This is a genomic window from Arthrobacter sorbitolis (genome assembly GCF_054510995.1).
Map to the genome: position 1 here is coordinate 66,681 of NZ_JBTNDM010000009.1, position 16,330 is coordinate 83,010.

13 protein-coding genes are annotated in these 16,330 nt (G+C 70.7%); 7 read left to right on the top strand and 6 right to left on the bottom strand.

The genetic code is table 11. The annotated features are described in order from the left end of the window. Positions 1–5: 5 nt before the first annotated feature. Positions 6–1,139: an ABC transporter permease gene (locus ACX80K_RS14290; RefSeq protein WP_459272558.1), complete on the bottom strand. Its 1,134-nt coding sequence runs from the start codon at positions 1,137–1,139 to the stop codon at positions 6–8. Beyond that, a complete protein-coding gene (locus ACX80K_RS14295; protein ID WP_459272559.1) occupies positions 1,136–2,068 on the bottom strand; it encodes an ABC transporter ATP-binding protein in 933 nt (310 codons plus the stop codon). The genes ACX80K_RS14290 and ACX80K_RS14295 overlap by 4 nt, the downstream gene beginning before the upstream one ends. Before the next feature lie 227 nt (positions 2,069–2,295). Between ACX80K_RS14295 and ACX80K_RS14300 the strand changes: the two genes are divergently transcribed. After that, positions 2,296–3,582 (top strand): aspartate kinase, encoded by a 1,287-nt coding sequence (locus tag ACX80K_RS14300; RefSeq protein ID WP_459272560.1) that lies wholly within the window; start codon positions 2,296–2,298, stop codon positions 3,580–3,582. A gap of 330 nt (positions 3,583–3,912) precedes the next feature. Here the strand turns inward: ACX80K_RS14300 and ACX80K_RS14305 are convergent, their stop codons facing one another. Continuing rightward, complete coding sequence (locus ACX80K_RS14305; RefSeq protein WP_459272561.1) at positions 3,913–7,086, bottom strand: S8 family serine peptidase; 3,174 nt, start codon at positions 7,084–7,086, stop codon at positions 3,913–3,915. A 219-nt stretch (positions 7,087–7,305) separates the two neighbouring features. On the opposite strand from ACX80K_RS14305, the gene ACX80K_RS14310 reads away from it, so the two are divergent. The 5 genes from ACX80K_RS14310 (at position 7,306) to purL (ending at position 12,423) form a co-directional block, all read left to right on the top strand. Then, on the top strand, positions 7,306–8,190 hold the full coding sequence (locus ACX80K_RS14310) for a 3-methyladenine DNA glycosylase (RefSeq protein WP_459272563.1): 885 nt from the start codon (positions 7,306–7,308) through the stop codon (positions 8,188–8,190). 83 nt (positions 8,191–8,273) lie between these two features. Then, complete coding sequence (locus tag ACX80K_RS14315; RefSeq protein ID WP_459272565.1) at positions 8,274–8,906, top strand: serine protease inhibitor; 633 nt, start codon at positions 8,274–8,276, stop codon at positions 8,904–8,906. 164 nt (positions 8,907–9,070) lie between these two features. Continuing rightward, on the top strand, positions 9,071–9,331 hold the full coding sequence (gene purS, locus ACX80K_RS14320; protein ID WP_459272566.1) for a phosphoribosylformylglycinamidine synthase subunit PurS: 261 nt from the start codon (positions 9,071–9,073) through the stop codon (positions 9,329–9,331). After that, positions 9,328–10,125 carry a phosphoribosylformylglycinamidine synthase subunit PurQ gene (gene purQ, locus ACX80K_RS14325; protein ID WP_459272567.1) on the top strand — a complete coding sequence of 266 codons (798 nt, stop codon included), beginning with the start codon at positions 9,328–9,330 and terminating at the stop codon, positions 10,123–10,125. Before purS ends, purQ begins: the two co-directional genes overlap by 4 nt. Next, positions 10,126–12,423: a phosphoribosylformylglycinamidine synthase subunit PurL gene (gene purL, locus ACX80K_RS14330; RefSeq protein ID WP_459272568.1), complete on the top strand. Its 2,298-nt coding sequence runs from the start codon at positions 10,126–10,128 to the stop codon at positions 12,421–12,423. It abuts the gene before it with no gap. Positions 12,424–12,763: 340 nt separating this feature from the next. On the opposite strand, the gene ACX80K_RS14335 is transcribed toward purL, so the two are convergent. The 3 genes from ACX80K_RS14335 to ACX80K_RS14345 all read right to left on the bottom strand — a co-directional run bounded on the left by ACX80K_RS14335 (position 12,764) and on the right by ACX80K_RS14345 (position 15,295). Beyond that, a complete protein-coding gene (locus tag ACX80K_RS14335) occupies positions 12,764–13,477 on the bottom strand; it encodes a class F sortase (protein WP_459272569.1) in 714 nt (237 codons plus the stop codon). A gap of 61 nt (positions 13,478–13,538) precedes the next feature. Beyond that, positions 13,539–14,450 carry a hypothetical protein gene (locus ACX80K_RS14340; protein WP_459272570.1) on the bottom strand — a complete coding sequence of 304 codons (912 nt, stop codon included), beginning with the start codon at positions 14,448–14,450 and terminating at the stop codon, positions 13,539–13,541. A gap of 278 nt (positions 14,451–14,728) precedes the next feature. Further along, positions 14,729–15,295: a DUF1990 family protein gene (locus ACX80K_RS14345; RefSeq protein WP_459272571.1), complete on the bottom strand. Its 567-nt coding sequence runs from the start codon at positions 15,293–15,295 to the stop codon at positions 14,729–14,731. Positions 15,296–15,431: 136 nt separating this feature from the next. Here ACX80K_RS14345 and ACX80K_RS14350 point away from each other — a divergent pair, with 136 nt between their 5' ends. Then, positions 15,432–16,316 carry a DUF1206 domain-containing protein gene (locus ACX80K_RS14350; protein WP_459272572.1) on the top strand — a complete coding sequence of 295 codons (885 nt, stop codon included), beginning with the start codon at positions 15,432–15,434 and terminating at the stop codon, positions 16,314–16,316. Positions 16,317–16,330 lie beyond the last annotated feature (14 nt).

The following is a 16,330-nucleotide window of genomic DNA, read 5'->3' on the forward strand; positions in this document are numbered from 1 at the left end:
CCGCATCAGGCGATGCGCGTCCCCTGCGCGAGGCGCCGGGCAGGCATCGTCAGCCTCCGACGGCCGATGAGCAGGAGCGCGCCGGCGAGGAGCAGCTGGAGTCCGAGGCCGAGGGGCCAGATCGGCACCCCCTGCGGCAGCGGCTGGCGTCCCAGCATCGACTCCTCGCAGGTGACGTCGAGGTCGGGCCCCGCCTGTGCCGAGCGCACACCCTGGCTCACCGTCTCCATGACGCCCGGCGAGTAGAAGCTGCCCGTCCCGCCCGGCCCCGGGGCCGTGGTCCCGGGCACGTCCGGGATCTTGTACGGCACGGCGTCGGCGACCACCACGAACGGATTGGCCGCGAGGATCCACGCGATGTACTGCGTGTTCGGTAGCTCGGCGGTGTAGGTCTGGGACTGGCACACCGCCTCCGCCTCCGGGTCCGGGACGCCGACGCTGTCGAGGCTGCTCTCGGGGTAGGTGTAGTACGACGACCGCACGGTGCGTTCCTCCATCACGAGCGTGGTGCTCAGGCCGAAGACGATCACGGTGCCGACCGCCAGCAGGGCGACCAGCATGTACGTGCTGACGATCGAGAACAGGGGCCGGTTGGCCAGCGCCGAGACGCCGACACCGACGGCGCAGACGACGCCCAGCTCCACCGCCAGCATGAGCAGGGAGACCAGCGCCTCCGCGGCGTCCACTCCGCCCAGCGCCAGGGCCCAGAGGATGAAGGGGCTGCTGAGGACGAGGAAGGCGAGCGATCCCACCCAGGAGGCGAGCCACTTGCCGAAGAGCAGCTGCCCGGGGGTCAGGAGGGTCACCTGCAGGATCGCGAGGGTGCCGCCCGCCCGGTCCCCGTTGACGGCGTTCGCGGACAGCCCCGGCGCGACGAGCAGGCCGAAGAGCAGCACGAAGCCGACCACCAGGTCGAAGAGGATCCCGCCCTCGTTGTCCGTCGTGGCGAGGAACGCCGTGCCGAGCACGAAGATGAACGCGATCACGACGAACCAGATGGCGAGCATCCAGTACCAGCCCTTGCCCCGCAGGCGCTGCCGCATCTCGAGCGAGAACACGGTACGGACCGCGGACCGGAAGGGCAGTGTGGTCGGGGAGTGGACAGGGTGCGGCGTCGAGGGTTCGGTCACTGTGCTCATAGTCGGTCCGTATCCAGGCTCATGTAGGTCTCCTCGAGGGCTCCCCCGGCAGGTGCGAAGGCGGTGACGACGACGTCGGCCATCACCAGGGTGCGGAGCAGCCAGGAGGCTTCCGCCGTGCTGCCGAGCTGGACGAGGAACTCCTCGCGCCTGGAGTCCCCGCGTGTCTCGAAGCGGACCCCGTAGCTCTGCAGAGCCGCGGCGAGCGCCGTCATGGGCTCCGCCTGGACGTAGTAGCGGCGTGCCTGGCTGCCGGCCTCGTCGAGCGTCTGGCTCTTGACCGACCGGCCGCGGCTGACGAAGACGGCGCGGTCGGCGATCTCGTCCAGCTCCGACAGGACGTGGCTCGACACGACGACGGTCTTGCCGGCGGCGGCCAGGGAGCGCAGGAGGGACCTCAGCTCCACCCGCGACCCGGGGTCGAGTCCGGAGGCGGGTTCGTCCAGGAGCAGCACCTGCGGGTCGTGGATCAGGGCGCGGGCGAGGCTGAGCCGCTGCTGCTGGCCCCGGGAGAGGACGCGGGCGGGCTGCCGGCCGAACTCGGTGAGGTGGACGGTGACCAGCAGTTCGTCGGCACGCCGGGCACTGTCCGCGGCGCTCATGCCGTAGAGGGCGCCGACGGTCCTCAGCACTTCGAAGGCGGTGAGGGACTCCCAGACGCCGAGGGTGTCCGGCATCCAGCCGATCCGGCTCCTGACCTCGGCGGGCTGCGTGACGGGATCGAAGCCCGCCACGCGGATGGTGCCGAGATCGGGCGCCAGGAGGCTCGCCATCATCAGCAGCAGGGTCGTCTTGCCGGAGCCGTTGGGACCGATCAGAGCGGTCACCTCCCCGGGCGGGGCCACGAAATCGATGTCGCGGATCGCCTGCACGGAGCCGAAGCTCCTGGCAACCCCCTCGACAACGATTCCCCCAAAGTCGTCAGTCATGGTATGAGCGTAGGCGACACCGCCGCGTTCGGGCCGCAGGACGGTCCGGAACCACCGTCCTGCGGCCCGTTCTTAATCGGACCCGGACTTTGAGCGCGCAAACGGCCCCCCGCTAGACTGGCACGGGCGTCGGACTCCCGTCCGCGCCCCCGAGGCGCCGGTGCTGCCGCCCCTGGATTCCCAGCCAGTACGGCGAGTTGCCGCCGTCATCCCCAGTGAGCGAGTGCATGAGCCTCATAGTCCAGAAATTCGGCGGATCGTCCGTCGCCGACGCCGAGGGCATCAAGCGGGTCGCGCAGCGGGTCGTGGAGACGCAGTCCGCAGGCCACCGCGTGGTGGTCGTCGTCTCCGCCATGGGCGACAGCACCGATGAACTGCTCGACCTCGCCGCCCAGGTGAGCCCGACGTCCGACGCCCGCGAGATGGACATGCTGCTGAGCGCGGGCGAGCGCATCTCGATGGCCCTGCTCGCCATGGCCATCCACGGGATCGGCGCCTCCGCCCAGTCCTTCACCGGCAGCCAGGCCGGCATGATCACGGATGCCATCCACGGCAAGGCCCGCATCATCGACGTCTCCCCCCACCGCATCCTGACGGCCATCGAGAAGGGCGACGTCGCGATCGTCGCCGGCTTCCAGGGCATGAGCCGTGAGAGCAACGACATCACCACCCTCGGCCGCGGCGGATCGGACACCACGGCCGTGGCGCTCGCGGCGGCCCTCGACGCGGACGTCTGCGAGATCTACACCGACGTCGACGGCGTGTACACCGCGGACCCGCGCGTCGTCCCGTCCGCGCAGAAGATCGACACCATCTCGAGCGAGGAGATGCTGGAGATGGCCGCGTCCGGCGCGAAGATCCTGCACCTGCGCTGCGTCGAGTACGCACGGCGCTTCGGGGTCCCCCTGCACGTCCGCTCCTCCTTCAGCCACAACGAGGGCACCTGGGTCCTGCCCAGCCCCGACGACCAGATCAAGATTCAAGAGGGAGAACCCTTGGAACAGCCCATCATCTCCGGCGTAGCGCACGACCGCTCCGAAGCGAAGGTCACCGTCGTCGGCGTGCCCGACATCCCGGGCAAGGCGGCCGAGATCTTCGGGATCGTCGCGGGCGCCAACACGAACATCGACATGATCGTCCAGAACGTCTCGACGCACGGCTCGGGCCGCACGGACATCTCCTTCACCCTGCCGATCGTCGACGGCGCCGAGGCCCTGGCCGCGCTCGCCGAGGCACAGGACCGCGTGGGCTTCGAGGCGGTGGAGTACAACGAGAAGATCGGCAAGCTCTCCCTCATCGGCGCGGGCATGCGATCCAACCCGGGCGTCTCGTACCGCTTCTTCCGCGCCCTCTCCGACGCCGGCGTGAACATCGACATGATCTCGACGTCGGAGATCCGTATCTCCGTGGTCACGGGAGCCGACCTGCTCGACGACGCCGTCCGCGCCGTCCACGCGGCCTTCGAGCTCGACGGCGACGCCACGGCCACCGTCTACGCCGGGACCGGCCGCTAGCCCCGTAGTCCGATCCGCCGCCGTCGGGGAGCCCGCTCTCCGTCGCGGTGGCGGTCCCCGCCGTCGGGGAGCCCGCTCTCCGTCGCGGTGGCGGTCCCCGCCGTCGTCGATCCCACCCGGTCCGCGACCCCACCCGGTCCTCGATCCCACTGTGAAGGCATTCCCGGTGGGAATGTTCGACCATTCCCACCGACCGACCCCGCTCAGTGGGAACGAAGCCTCGCTCGCACCCTCCCGCCCACGGCGTCCAGGGACCGCGGACATGGAGAAGGCCGGTGGATCGATGATCCACCGGCCTTCAGTCCGTTCCGGGCGGGTACTGCTGGGTGTCTACTTGTCGCCGGTCGGGGTGGTCGCCTCGCGAGGACCGGTCATGAGCTTGTCCGCCGGAGCAACGGTGGGCAGCGCTGCGGGCGCCGGGGCCGGGGCGGTGCCCGACCCGCCGACGGTGACCGTCACATAGGTCACGGCCGAGGACCCTTCGTAGGTCACGCGGCCCACGTAGGAGCCGGCGGCGAGGCCGGTCCAGTTGAGGGTCACGGAGCCCTTGGTGCCGTTCGCCAGGACGAGCGGGTTGGGGGTCAGCGTCGCGTTCTTCTCCGTGCCCGTCAGCACCGCCGCGTCGATGGTGCCGGCGGTCGGCGCGTTGCCGGTGCTGGCGTACAGGTTCGCGATGATGCGGTAGGTGCCGGGAGCCGGCTTCTCGAGCGTGATCGTCTCGCTCGCGTCGGCCGTGGCCACCTGGGTGACGGTGCCGGCCGGCGTGATGAGGAACATGTCGAAGTCGGCGGTCGGGTCACCGGAGAGGACGGAGAACTTGGCGACCGGGGCGCCGGCGGGGACGGTGACGTCCTTGACGGCGTTGGACGCGTTGTTCGCGTTGGCGAGGCCACCGGGGACCAGGTTGATCGCGGTGGAGTCCGCCTTGGCGAGGCCCAGCAGCGTCATCCTGATGGGGTTGTTCGTGCCCGAGGTGACCTCGAACGCGCCGCTGCCGTCGGGACCCGCGGAGGTGAAAGCGGCCTCTGCGGGAGCGTTGACGGCCTGGGGCCGGATGGCCACCGGCGAGGTGACCTTCTTGCCCTGGCCCGCCCAGGTGAGCGACCCGGCGGCGAACTTGCCGAACGGCGCGTTCTGGTTCTCGAAGGAGACCTTGAACGTGCGCGTCTCGCCGGCGGCGCTGAAGTTGAGGATCGACGGCGTGACCGTGACCTTCACTCCGGGGACACTGGCGGTGGCGCGGTAGATGCCGGGGGTGACGGCGGTGACCGTACGGGTCACCTCGGTACGGCCGGTCAGGTTGCCGAGGGCGAACGACGGGACGTTGGTGTCCTTGGCGGCGACGGGCTCGATGCCGTCGATGCCGAGGTCCACGCCGGTGCCCGCGATGAAGCGCAGGTAGTCGTCGGCGCTCTGGTCGTACACCAGTCCGGGGCTGAGGACGGAGGCCGGGTTGATGTGGCCCGCACCCACGGCGAGGACGTCCGTCTCCACGCCGCCGGTGGCGGTCTTCAGCGGGTAGGCGGTGGTCATCATGGCGGACTTCACGGTGGCCGGGGACCAGGCGGGGTTCTTGCTGAGCACCAGGGCGCCGAGACCGGCGACGTGGGGCGATGCCATGGAGGTCCCGGACAGGAAGCCGAACTGCGCGCCGTTGGAGCCGACCGTGGAGACGCCCGCGAGGACGGCCACGCCGGGAGCCGTGATGTCCGGCTTCAGGAGATCGGAATCGGTGGCGAGCAGCGGGCCGCGCGAGGAGAACCCTGCGACCTGCGGTGCGGGCGGCAGGGGCTTGCCCGTGGTGTCCGTGGGCTTCAGGGCGACCGTGAGCGACGGGTTGGCCGCGACCTTCGCCTTCAGCTCGAGGGCCTCGGGGGCGTTGACGTGCACCGTGGGGACGACGTGCTGGTCGGTGTCCGTCGAGGAATCGATGAGGTTCACGAGGATCATGCCCACACCGCCACCGCGCTTGACCTCGGCGCTCTTGGCGGTGCGGTCGACGACGCCGCGGTCGCAGACCACGATCTTGCCGGCGACCTTCGCGGGATCCAGGGTGTTGGGGCCGCACAGCTGGGGCGACGCCGCACCCGCCGCAGCGGCGTTGGCGGCGAGGACGACCGGGCTGGCGGGGACGCCGGCGCGCATGATCGAGGCACCGCGGTACTTGGTGCCGTCGGAGAACTCGGCCGTGCCCTGCAGTTCGTTGTTGAACGTGCTGGCGGCGACGGTGGTCATCCACGGGGCGCCGTGGTTGACGGTGCTGGCCGTGGGGCCGGAGTTGCCGGCCGATGCGGCGACGAAGATGCCCGCCGACGTGGCGGAGAGGAACGCCAGGGACACGGGGTCCGTCGTCGTCGTCGTGCTGCCCGAGATCGAGTAGTTGAGGACGTCGACGCCGTCGAGGATGGCCTGGTTGATGGCGTCGATGGCGGCGGAGGAGTAGCAGCCACCGGTGTCGGCGTCGTTGTCCTCCCAGCAGGTCTTGTAGACGGAGATCTTGGCCGCCGGGGCGACACCCGAGGAGACGCCGAAGTTGCGGCCGTCCACGGTCTGGGTCACGCCCGCGTTGCCGGCGGCCGTGCTGGCCGTGTGCGTGCCGTGGTTGTCGATGTCGACGGGCGAGAGGACTTCCTGGGGCGCACGGTCGGCTTCGGGCACGCTCGCGAGGAACGCGTCCGCGAAGTACTGGGCCGAGATGACCTTCGAGTTGCAGAGGGTGCCGTCGAACCCCTCGCCGACCTGGCAGTCGCCGACGAAGGTGCTGCCGTCGGACTTGAGCATGGCGATCTCGCCGGTCGCGTCGAGGTAGGGCTCACCCACCTTGGGCTGGGAGTTGCCCTTCAGCGGCTTGACGGGGCTGCCGGCGAAGAAGGGGTTGTCGGGCGCGTAGCCCGTGTCGATCACACCGACGACGGTGCCGGCGCCGGCGTTCTTCTCGCCGCCGAACTGGCTCTTCCAGATCCCCTTGTTACCGCTCAGGCCGAGGAAGTCGATGCTCGAGTAGTCCGGCGCGTTCTCGACGTCCGGTGCCACGAGGAGCACCTCGTCGCTCTTGGCCAGTTCGACGGCCTGGTCGGTGCTGAGGTCCGCGGCGAAGCCGTTGATCGCAGCCGTGTAGGTGCGCTTGATGTCGACGTTCTTCTCGGCGGCGACTTCCTGCTGCTTGGTCTCGAGGAACGCGGAGTACTGCTGCACGTTCGCTGCGGCGGCATCGAGCTTCGCGCCGCCCTGGGGCTTCGTCGGTGCCATGCCGGCCACGCCGCCCTCGTAGGTGGCGACGGGCTTGTCGGCGAGCACGACGATGTACTTGCCGTCGGGGTACTGCGCGGGGTCCAGCTCCTTGGCCGGCGCCTTCTGGGGCGTGACCGAGGTGGCCGGGACAGGTGCCGCGAAGGCGGCGGGCGCAACGGCCGTCGATGTCACCAGTAACGGCAGGCCCAGCACGATAGCCGTGGCGGCGCGCAGGGTGCTGCGCCCCTGCCCGGCTTGTCTCCGTTGTGTCATAAGAAGGTAGTGCCTCTCGTCAAGTGCGGGCCGGCCGCGGCCGGTTCCCCCGATGCCACGGTCTCCTGGATAGGACCCCCCACCTGTGATAACGCTCACAGACGCCGTGGCGAGCACAAACTTACCCGAGGCAACACACCCTGACCAGACTCATTCCGGCGCGTTTCCCAGAATTTACACAGCACATTTACCAATCCGGGCCCGGGTGATAATGGAAGAATGCCCGCCGTCGCCTCCGCCCGCCTTCCCGAGGCCGAATGGCGGGCCCGGGAACGGCAGCACCAGGACCGCGCGGAGCGCTTCGCCGGGCCCTACCTCGAACGGCGGTCCCGCGGGGCGAAGCACCCCGTGGAGGACTTCCTCTTCACCTACTACAACCAGAAGCCGGGGCAGCTCCTGCGCTGGCACCCCGGAGCAGGGACCGTCCTGACGGGGCCGGCAGCAGCGGAGCGCGCCGGCTGGAAGTACTACACCGCCGACGACGACGGGGCGCGCGTGGATGTCGGCAGGTTCACCGGAGAACGCCAGGACGCCATCGATTTCGCGCGGCTGATCCTCGGCCGCACAGCGGCACGACCGGCCCAGTTCGGCTGCTTCGGCCTCCACGAGTGGGCCATGGCCTACCGGTCGGCCGTCAACGGGGTGCGGCACGAGTACCTCGAGCTGCGCCTGGGCGCCGACGGGACGGACGAGGTCGTCGACTCCTCCCGCATCCGCTGCACGCACTTCGACGCCTTCCGTTTCTACACCCCCGAAGCCGTGCCCCTCAACGAGCACGCGCCCACCCGCGGGACCCAGCGCGACCTCGAGCAGCCGGGCTGCCTCCACGCGAACATGGACCTCTACAAGTGGGCGTACAAGCTCACCCCCCTGCTGCCGAGCGAGCTCGCCATGGACTGCTTCGAGCTGTCCTGGCGCATCCGCGTCATGGACATGCAAGCATCGCCCTACGACCTCGCCGCGTGGGGTCTCCCGCCGATCAGGATCGAGACGGCCGAGGGCAAGGCGGAGTACGTGCGCCTGCAGCGAGGCTTCGCCGAGGAGTCGCAGGCGCTCCGGAGGACGCTCCTGCAGCAGCTCGAACGCTCCCTCGCCCCCGACTGACGACGACGGCGGGACTCCCCGCCGTCGTCCTTCGTTGTGCTTTCACCAGCCGCTACGCTGGGAAGCCAGCCGAAGGGGACCCCGTGAAGACCACCGATACGACGTCGGACCGACGCCGAGCCGAGCGCGCCGCCGTGCGCCTCGCACTCCCCCTCGCAGCCCTCTCCCTCGCCCTCTCGGCCTGCACCCCGGGCGGACCGACGGCCGAACCGACAGATCAGGAGACCGCCGTGCAGTCCTCCACGCCCCAGCCCTCGTCCACCGGCTCCCCCAGCGGGGACGGCAGCCCAGCGCCCTCCGCGACCCCCTCGGCGACGCCCGTCCCGACCGGTTCCCCCACCGGTTCCCCCACCGGCTCCCCCAGTGCCGTCCCCGCGGACAACGCCCTGCTCACCATCTCCGTCCAGCAGGATGCCGGCGCGGAACCCGTGCAGTACGTCCTCGAGTGCGTCGACGGTGCACCCGGCCCCGCCTCGACCCTTCCCGACGCGGACGCGGGCTGCGCGGCCCTCGCCCGGCTCGGCACCGCGTTCTTCACGGCGCGCCCGAACAAGGACATCACCTGCACGCAGCAGTACGGCGGGCCGCAGACCGCGAGCATCACCGGCGACTTCAACGGCACGTCGGTCCTGGCGTCCTTCGCCCTGACGGACGGCTGCGAGATCTCCCGCTGGGAGAAGGCGCGGGACCTCCTCGGGACGGCCGGCGCGCAGTAGGGCCCGTCCACGGCCCGTCCCGGGAACGGGGGTGCGGCGAAACCCCGGTAGACTTGCACCGCAAGCTCGCGGAGCGCCGGTGTCGACCCAGATGGTCCAGACACGGCGTGAGACGGCACTTCCGGGCTACTGCTTACCCACTGCTCACGCACAGGAGTTGCCGGATGCCCCGGATTGTCGTCGACGTCATGCCCAAGCCCGAGATCCTCGACCCGCAGGGTAAGGCGATCGCAGGAGCGCTCCCCAGGATCGGCCTCACCGGTTTCGCCGGCGTCCGCCAGGGGAAGCGGTTCGAACTGACCGTGGACGGTGACGTCACGGACGAGGTCCTCGAGCAGGCCCGCCACGCCGCCACCACGCTGCTGTCCAACCCCGTCATCGAGGACGTCACGCGCGTGGAGGTTCTCGAGGAGGACGGCCAGTGAGCGCCTCGAGTATCGAGACCCCCCTCATCGGCGGACCCCAGCCGCTCGCCCCGGACACCGGGGACGGCCCCCTCAGCGGAGTGACGGTCGGCGTCGTCACATTCCCCGGCACCCTGGACGACCGCGACGCCGCCCGCGCCGTGCGGCTCGCCGGTGGCAGCGCCGTCCAGCTCTGGCACGGCGACCACGACCTGCAGGGCGTCGACGCCGTCATCATTCCCGGCGGGTTCTCCTACGGCGACTACCTGCGCGCCGGAGCCATCTCCCGCTTCGCGCCGCTCATGGAACAGATCACCGCCGCCGCCTCGGGCGGTGCTGATGCCCTCCCCGTGCTCGGCATCTGCAACGGGTTCCAGGTCCTGACCGAGGCCCACCTGCTGCCGGGATCCATGATCAAGAACAACTCCCTGCACTTCCTCTGCCGCGACCAGCGCCTGCGCGTGGAGAACGCCGGGACGTTCTGGACCTCGGAGTACGCGGAGGGCGAGGAGCTCGTCATCCCCCTCAAGAACCAGGACGGGCAGTTCGTCGCCGACAACCGCACCCTCGACGAGCTCGAGGGGGAGGGCCGCGTGGTCTTCCGCTACGTCGACGGCAACCCCAACGGCTCGCGCCGGGACATCGCCGGCATCTCCAATGCGGCAGGCAACGTCGTCGGGCTCATGCCGCATCCCGAGCACGCCGTCGAGGCGGGCTTCGGCCCGGACTCCTCGGCGCGCGGCGCCGTGGACATGCGCGGCGGCACGGACGGACTCGGCATCTTCACCTCGGTACTCAAGAAACTGGTGGGCTAAGTGACTGCAGGGACGACGCGCAGGTTCAACATCGATACGGTCGCCATCGCGGAGACGACCCCCGGGCAGGCACTCCCCTGGGCCGAACTCGGCCTCAAGGACAACGAGTACCGGCGCGTGGAGGAGATCCTCGGTCGCCGGCCCACAGGTGCCGAGCTCGCCATGTACTCCGTGATGTGGAGCGAGCACTGCTCCTACAAGTCCTCGAAGGTGCACCTGCGCCAGTTCGGCGAGAAGGTCACCGACGCCATGAAGGAGCACCTGCTCGTCGGCATCGGCGAGAACGCAGGCGTCGTCGACATCGGGAACGGCTGGGCCGTGACGTTCAAGGTGGAGAGCCACAACCACCCGTCGTTCGTGGAGCCCTACCAGGGCGCGGCGACCGGCGTCGGCGGGATCGTCCGCGACATCATCTCGATGGGCGCCCGCCCCGTCGCCGTCATGGATCCGCTGCGCTTCGGCGCGATCGACCACCCCGACACCGCGCGCCTCGTGCACGGGATCGTCGCGGGCATCGGCGGGTACGGCAACTCCCTCGGGCTGCCGAACATCGGCGGCGAGGTGGTCTTCGACTCCGTCTACCAGGGCAACCCGCTCGTCAACGCCCTCGCGGTCGGCGTGCTGCGGCACGAGGACATCCGGCTCGCGAACGCGTCCGGCGCCGGCAACAGGGTGGTCCTCTTCGGCGCCCGCACCGGCGGCGACGGCATCGGCGGCGCCTCGGTCCTCGCCTCGGAATCGTTCGACTCCTCGAAGCCCTCCAAGCGCCCCGCCGTGCAGGTCGGCGACCCGTTCGCGGAGAAGGTGCTCATCGAGTGCTGCCTGGAGCTGTTCAAGGCCTCCGTGGTCGAGGGCATCCAGGACCTCGGCGCCGCGGGCATCTCCTGCGCGACGTCGGAACTGGCCTCCAACGGCGACGGCGGCATGCATGTGGAACTCACCAACGTGCTGCTGCGCGATCCGTCCCTCACCCCCGGTGAGATCCTCATGTCGGAGTCGCAGGAACGCATGATGGCCGTCGTGACGCCGGAGAACGCGGCGGCCTTCGAGGCGATCATGGACAGGTGGGCCGTGGAGTACTCGTGGCTCGGCGAGGTCACCGACACCGGGCGCCTCATCATCGAGTGGGACGGCGAGAAGATCGTCGACGTCGACCCCCGCACCGTCGCGCACGAGGGACCCGTCTACGAGCGCCCCTACCACCGCCCCGAATGGCTCGACGGCGTCCAGGCCGACGCCTTCGCCGCCTCCTCCGCCGCCGAGCGGCCCGCCGACCTGCGCGAGGCCGTCCTCGAACTCATGGCGTCGCCCAACATGTGCGCGAAGAACTGGGTGACCGACCAGTACGACCGCTACGTCCAGGGCAACACGGCGCTCGCCATGCCCGACGACGCCGGCGTGATCCGCGTCGACGAGGAGACGGGGCTCGGCGTCGCGATCTCCACGGACGCCAACGGCCGGTACTCGTACCTCAACCCCTACGAGGGCGCGCGCCTGGCCCTCGCCGAGGCCTACCGCAACGTGGCGACGTCGGGCGCGGTACCCCTCGCCGTCACGGACTGCCTGAACTTCGGCTCCCCCGAGGACCCCGAGGTGATGTGGCAGTTCGCCGAGACCGTGCGCGGCCTCGCGGACGCCTGCCAGGAGCTCGGCGTGCCCGTGACCGGCGGCAACGTCTCCCTGTACAACCAGACGGGCGGCGTCGCCATCCACCCCACCCCGGTGGTCGGCGTGCTCGGTGTGTTCGACGACGTCTCGCGGCGCACGCCGTCGGGCTGGCGTGAGGACGGCCAGGCCATCTACCTGCTGGGCACGACGGCGGACGAGCTCGACGGTTCCGAGTGGGCGAACCTGCGCGGCCACCTGGGCGGACAGCCCCCCGCACTGGACCTCGCCGCCGAGCAGACGCTCGCTGCGATCCTCGTCAACTGCTCGCGGGACGGCATGATCGACGCCGCCCACGACCTCTCCGAGGGCGGGCTGGCCGCCGGCCTCAGTGAGATGGCGCTGCGCTTCGGCGTCGGTGCACGCATCGGCATCGACGAGGTGTGCGAGCGCGACGGCATCGACGCGTTCACGGCCCTGTTCAGCGAGAGCCAGGCGCGCGCCGTCGTGAGTGTCCCCCGCTCCGAGGAGGTGCGCTTCAACGACATGTGCACGGCACGGAACTTCCCCACCAGCCGTATCGGCGTGGTCGACACGGAGAACCGGGCGCTGGACGTGCAGGGCTACTTCAACCTCCCGCTGGACATGCTGCGCGAGGCACACGAGGCGACCCTGCCGAAGTACTTCGGCTGACGCTGCGGCTTCCCTTGCTCGGACCGCCGAGCCGGGCGCCCAGACCCGGGGCGGCGTTCCCCCGGAATTGCACCGCCGCCGCGGCTCTGACAACGACGGCGTTCCGGTCAGGTGGGCCGCCGAGCCGGGTGCCCAGACCCGGGGCGGCGTTCCCCCGGGGATGCACCGCCGCCACGGCTCTGACAACGGCGGCGCACACCGCCTTCGGGCCGCCGCGCCGGGCGGCCAGACCCGGGGCGGCGTTCCCCCGGGGATGACCCCGTCCCCCGGGTATGGGATCGACAGTCAGGCGACGCCGCGAGCAGCGAGCTGTGTCAGGCGACGATGTCAGCCGCCGACGTCAGGCGACCTTCGGCATCGCCGTGACGACCACGTTCTTGCCCCAGGGGTCCTCGGTGTAGCAGCTGATGAGGACCACGCGGTTCGGCACGATGTTCCAGATCTCGCTGTCCTTCAGCGTGTCCTTGTCGTGCGTGGTCACGGAGTCGACGACGTACGTGAGGTTCCCGGTCTCGGTCGTGAGGGTGAACTCGCTCCCCAGCAGGGATTCGTCGCTCAGCCCGTTGAAGGGGGCGTCCTTGCCGTCCCAGCTGTGGCCGGCGATGTAGGTGGTGTTGTTCGAGCCCGCACCGGGCACGCCGTAGGACGTCAGCCAGTAGGCGTCGATCGTGAGCGGGGGCACCAGGGTCTGTGAGGCGAGGTCCGCGTCGCTGGGCGTCAGCGGCAGGACGGCCATGTCGATCCCGGCGGCGGGGAAGGAGAACCCGGTGGGCCGTGCGGCTGCCGGCCCGGGATCCTTCGCGGGCGCCACCGGAGCGGCGGACGGCGCCGGGAGTGTCGCAGACGGCGTCGCCACGGCGGAGGTGGACGACGACGGAGCAGCGGAGGGCACTCCGGCGGAGTCGGGCGGCAGCACCGAGACGGCGAGCGCGAGGCCCGCGGCTGCTACGAGCGGGAGCGCCAGCCATCGCCTGCCGCCGCGCTTCCGCCCCGGCTCCTGCGTGGGCGCGGGCTCCTGGGCGGCGGGGAGGTCCGGCATCGGGTGGTGGTCCATGCGTCGCGCCGTCCTGGGGTCGAAGAGAGGAGGGACGCCCCGCAGCGGAACGGCCTGCGTGCTAGCGCTGTACGCGCTCGAGGCGGCGCATGCGGGCTGCGGTCGCCACGGGAACCGCGACGCCGACGGCCAGCAGTGCCGCGAGGAGGGCGACGGCTGCGCTGTCGTCCTCGGTCACGACAGCGGTCTGCACGTTCAGGCCCTTGTTGGTGCCGGTCGGAGCAGTGGTGCCGGTCGGGGCGGGGACGACGGCGACCGGGGCGACGGGCGCCTGGCCGACGGGCGTGACGACGGCCGGGACGACGGGGACGACCGGGTCGACGCCGATGGCGCTGGCGTCACAGGCCGCGAGGAAACCCTTGAACAGCTCGAGGAGCTCGGCCGCGAGGGCCTCGTTCCCGCTGAGCTGGGCGAGCAGGGCATCGGCCTCGACAGCGGCAGCCTCCAGGGCGGCGGTTGCCGCCTGGATCTCGGGCGTGTTGACGGCAGCGTCGTAGGCGGCCGCGGCGAGTTCCGCGTTGTTCAGCGCCGTCGCCTGACCGGCCAGGGCCACCGTCAGTTCCTCCTGCGCGGCGACGACGTCCGCGTCGGCGGTGTCTCCCCCGGCAGCAGCCAGCGCGACGTCGTACTGGGTCTGCTCGGTAACGACCAGATCGAACGCGAGGTTGTAGTCCGTCTCGGCCTGTGCCAGCAGGGCGTCGGCGTCGATCGCGGCCTGCGAGGCCAGTGCGGCCTGCGTGGCCAGCTCGAGGTTCTGGCCGGCCGCGACGACGGCCGCGGTCGCCACTTCGAACTGGTTGACGAAGGTGACGTCGACGCCGGCAGCACCGAGCGCCGCGTTGAACTGGGTGGATGCCTGCAGGCAGGCGGCGTCACCGGGTGCGGCGGACGCCAGAGGAGCGCCGAGGAACAGTCCACCGGCGAGAAGGGTGGCCGTCGATCCGGCAGCAACCCACTTTTTTGCAACGATCATGATGCGCGTCTCCTGAAACACGTAGTATCCCCCGGGCCATCCCCGACGGCGCAGCTTGCGGCCCCACACGCAAGCGGCGTCCTCCGCGAAGGAGGGCGCCGCGCACACTATCCATGATCCGCTGATCGCCGCGTCCGTCCGCTCCCGATGATCCTGGGAACGGGCTGGGCGACCGCTGTACTCCTCAACCTAGGGTGATTACGTGACCTGGGCAACGAAAAGCCCGACATCCGCCGTATAACGGTTTGGTATCGTCGGCGCCCTGGATGCAGCGGTGGCTACGCCCCGACCGCCAACTCACGCGCGGCCTTCACGTACCTCGAGAGCACGTACCGCTGCGTCAGCCTGGTCACGGGCGAGGCGAGCCTGAAGAAGGGTGTGGCCGGCAGACTGTAGGCGGAGCAGACGAAGAACAGGCGGTGATCGGCGGTCAGTTCGGCGTAGAAGCCCTCCTCCCCCTTCACCGGGTGGCCGGGCAGCGTGCCGTACCCGAACCCCCCGCGCTGGCCGGGAACGGCCCGGCCGGCGCCGTCGAGCAGTGGCACCCGTGACCAGATCACCCGGCAGGGCGCCTTGATCCGGGCGGGCCCGACGCCGAAGCCCGAGACGACGCGGACGCCGGGGGCGGCCCGCTCGGCATCCGGTTCCATGGTGAGCCCCGCGCGCCGGTGCAGCTCCCACGCCAGGATGCCCTCGGTCAGGGCGACGAACGCCGCGGAGGGGTCGTCGGCCGGGATCTCACGGGACTCCACCATCACGGTGTAGCCGGAGGGCCAACCGCCCTCGAACGGCTCGGGGAACGGCCGGTCCGTGGCGCCCCGCTCCTCGTAGGTGAACCGGTCCATGCGTGCCTCTTCCCTGCAGGTACGGCGACGGCCTCCCGCCGCCCGTGTCTTTCGACCAACCTAGCCCGAAAACCGCGCGGACTCCGGCCGGCGGTGGCAGGATGGAGGTCCGGACCGGCGAGGAAGGCGGACCACGATGGCATCAGGGATGGCGTCGAACAAGCAGAACAAGGGGAACAAGCACGACAGGACGACCAGCGACCACAGGGGCGCGGGCGAGAAGGCGACGGACGCCGCCGAGGAGGCCGTGAACTCGCGGGGCTTCGAGCTCGCTGCCCGCGCCGGTTACGTGGCCGCCGGCATCCTGCACTTCATGATCGGACTCATCGCGCTCGGGCTCGCACGCGGCGGTTCCGGGAGCGCGGACCAGAGCGGCGCCATCGGGCAGCTCGCGGGGAACCCGGGTGGGACGGCGCTCCTGTGGTTCTGTTTCATCGGCTGCGTGGCGCTCGCCCTCTTCCAGCTCAGCGAGGTCTTCCTCGGTGCGAAGGGGCGGAGCGACAAGGACCGCCTCAAGGCGCGGCTGAAGAGCGGCGGCCAGGCTGCCGCGTACGGGGTGATCGGCGGGGCGTTCGGCCAGTACGCGCTGGGCGGCTCGAGCAACAGCAGCAGCAGCTCGCGGTCCCTGAGCGCGACCCTGATGTCCAACCCGGCCGGCGCGGCACTCCTCCTCGCGATCGGCGTGGGCCTCCTCGTGGTCGGCGGCTACTTCGTCTACAGCGGCGCCACCCGCCGCTTCCGCCGAGAGCTCTCGGGGCTGCCCTCCGGCAGGGCGGGCACCGCCGTCCTGGTCCTCGGGACCGTGGGCTACATCGCCAAGGGCTTCGCGCTCGGCGTCCTCGGGGTCCTCGTCGTCGTCGCCACCGCGACGAACAACCCCGAGCAGTCCGCGGGTCTCGACGGCGCCCTCAAGACGCTGCGTGACCAGCCCTTCGGGGTCTGGCTCCTCGGCGCCGTAGCGCTGGGCCTGATGGCCTACGGCGTCTTCCTGGCCGTCCGGTCGAAGTACCAGCGCCTGTAGGCACCCGCGACGGA

What these genes read in the sequence shown, in the direction of transcription:
- ACX80K_RS14290 (WP_459272558.1), bottom strand. Translation starts at nt 1,139, where the DNA reads ATGAGCACAGTGACCGAACCCTCGACGCCGCACCCTGTCCACTCCCCG.
- ACX80K_RS14295 (WP_459272559.1), bottom strand. Translation starts at nt 2,068, where the DNA reads ATGACTGACGACTTTGGGGGAATCGTTGTCGAGGGGGTTGCCAGGAGC.
- ACX80K_RS14300 (WP_459272560.1), top strand. Translation starts at nt 2,296, where the DNA reads ATGAGCCTCATAGTCCAGAAATTCGGCGGATCGTCCGTCGCCGACGCC.
- ACX80K_RS14305 (WP_459272561.1), bottom strand. Translation starts at nt 7,086, where the DNA reads ATGACACAACGGAGACAAGCCGGGCAGGGGCGCAGCACCCTGCGCGCC.
- ACX80K_RS14310 (WP_459272563.1), top strand. Translation starts at nt 7,306, where the DNA reads ATGCCCGCCGTCGCCTCCGCCCGCCTTCCCGAGGCCGAATGGCGGGCC.
- purS (WP_459272566.1), top strand. Translation starts at nt 9,071, where the DNA reads ATGCCCCGGATTGTCGTCGACGTCATGCCCAAGCCCGAGATCCTCGAC.
- ACX80K_RS14335 (WP_459272569.1), bottom strand. Translation starts at nt 13,477, where the DNA reads ATGGACCACCACCCGATGCCGGACCTCCCCGCCGCCCAGGAGCCCGCG.
- ACX80K_RS14340 (WP_459272570.1), bottom strand. Translation starts at nt 14,450, where the DNA reads ATGATCGTTGCAAAAAAGTGGGTTGCTGCCGGATCGACGGCCACCCTT.
- ACX80K_RS14345 (WP_459272571.1), bottom strand. Translation starts at nt 15,295, where the DNA reads ATGGACCGGTTCACCTACGAGGAGCGGGGCGCCACGGACCGGCCGTTC.
- ACX80K_RS14350 (WP_459272572.1), top strand. Translation starts at nt 15,432, where the DNA reads ATGGCATCAGGGATGGCGTCGAACAAGCAGAACAAGGGGAACAAGCAC.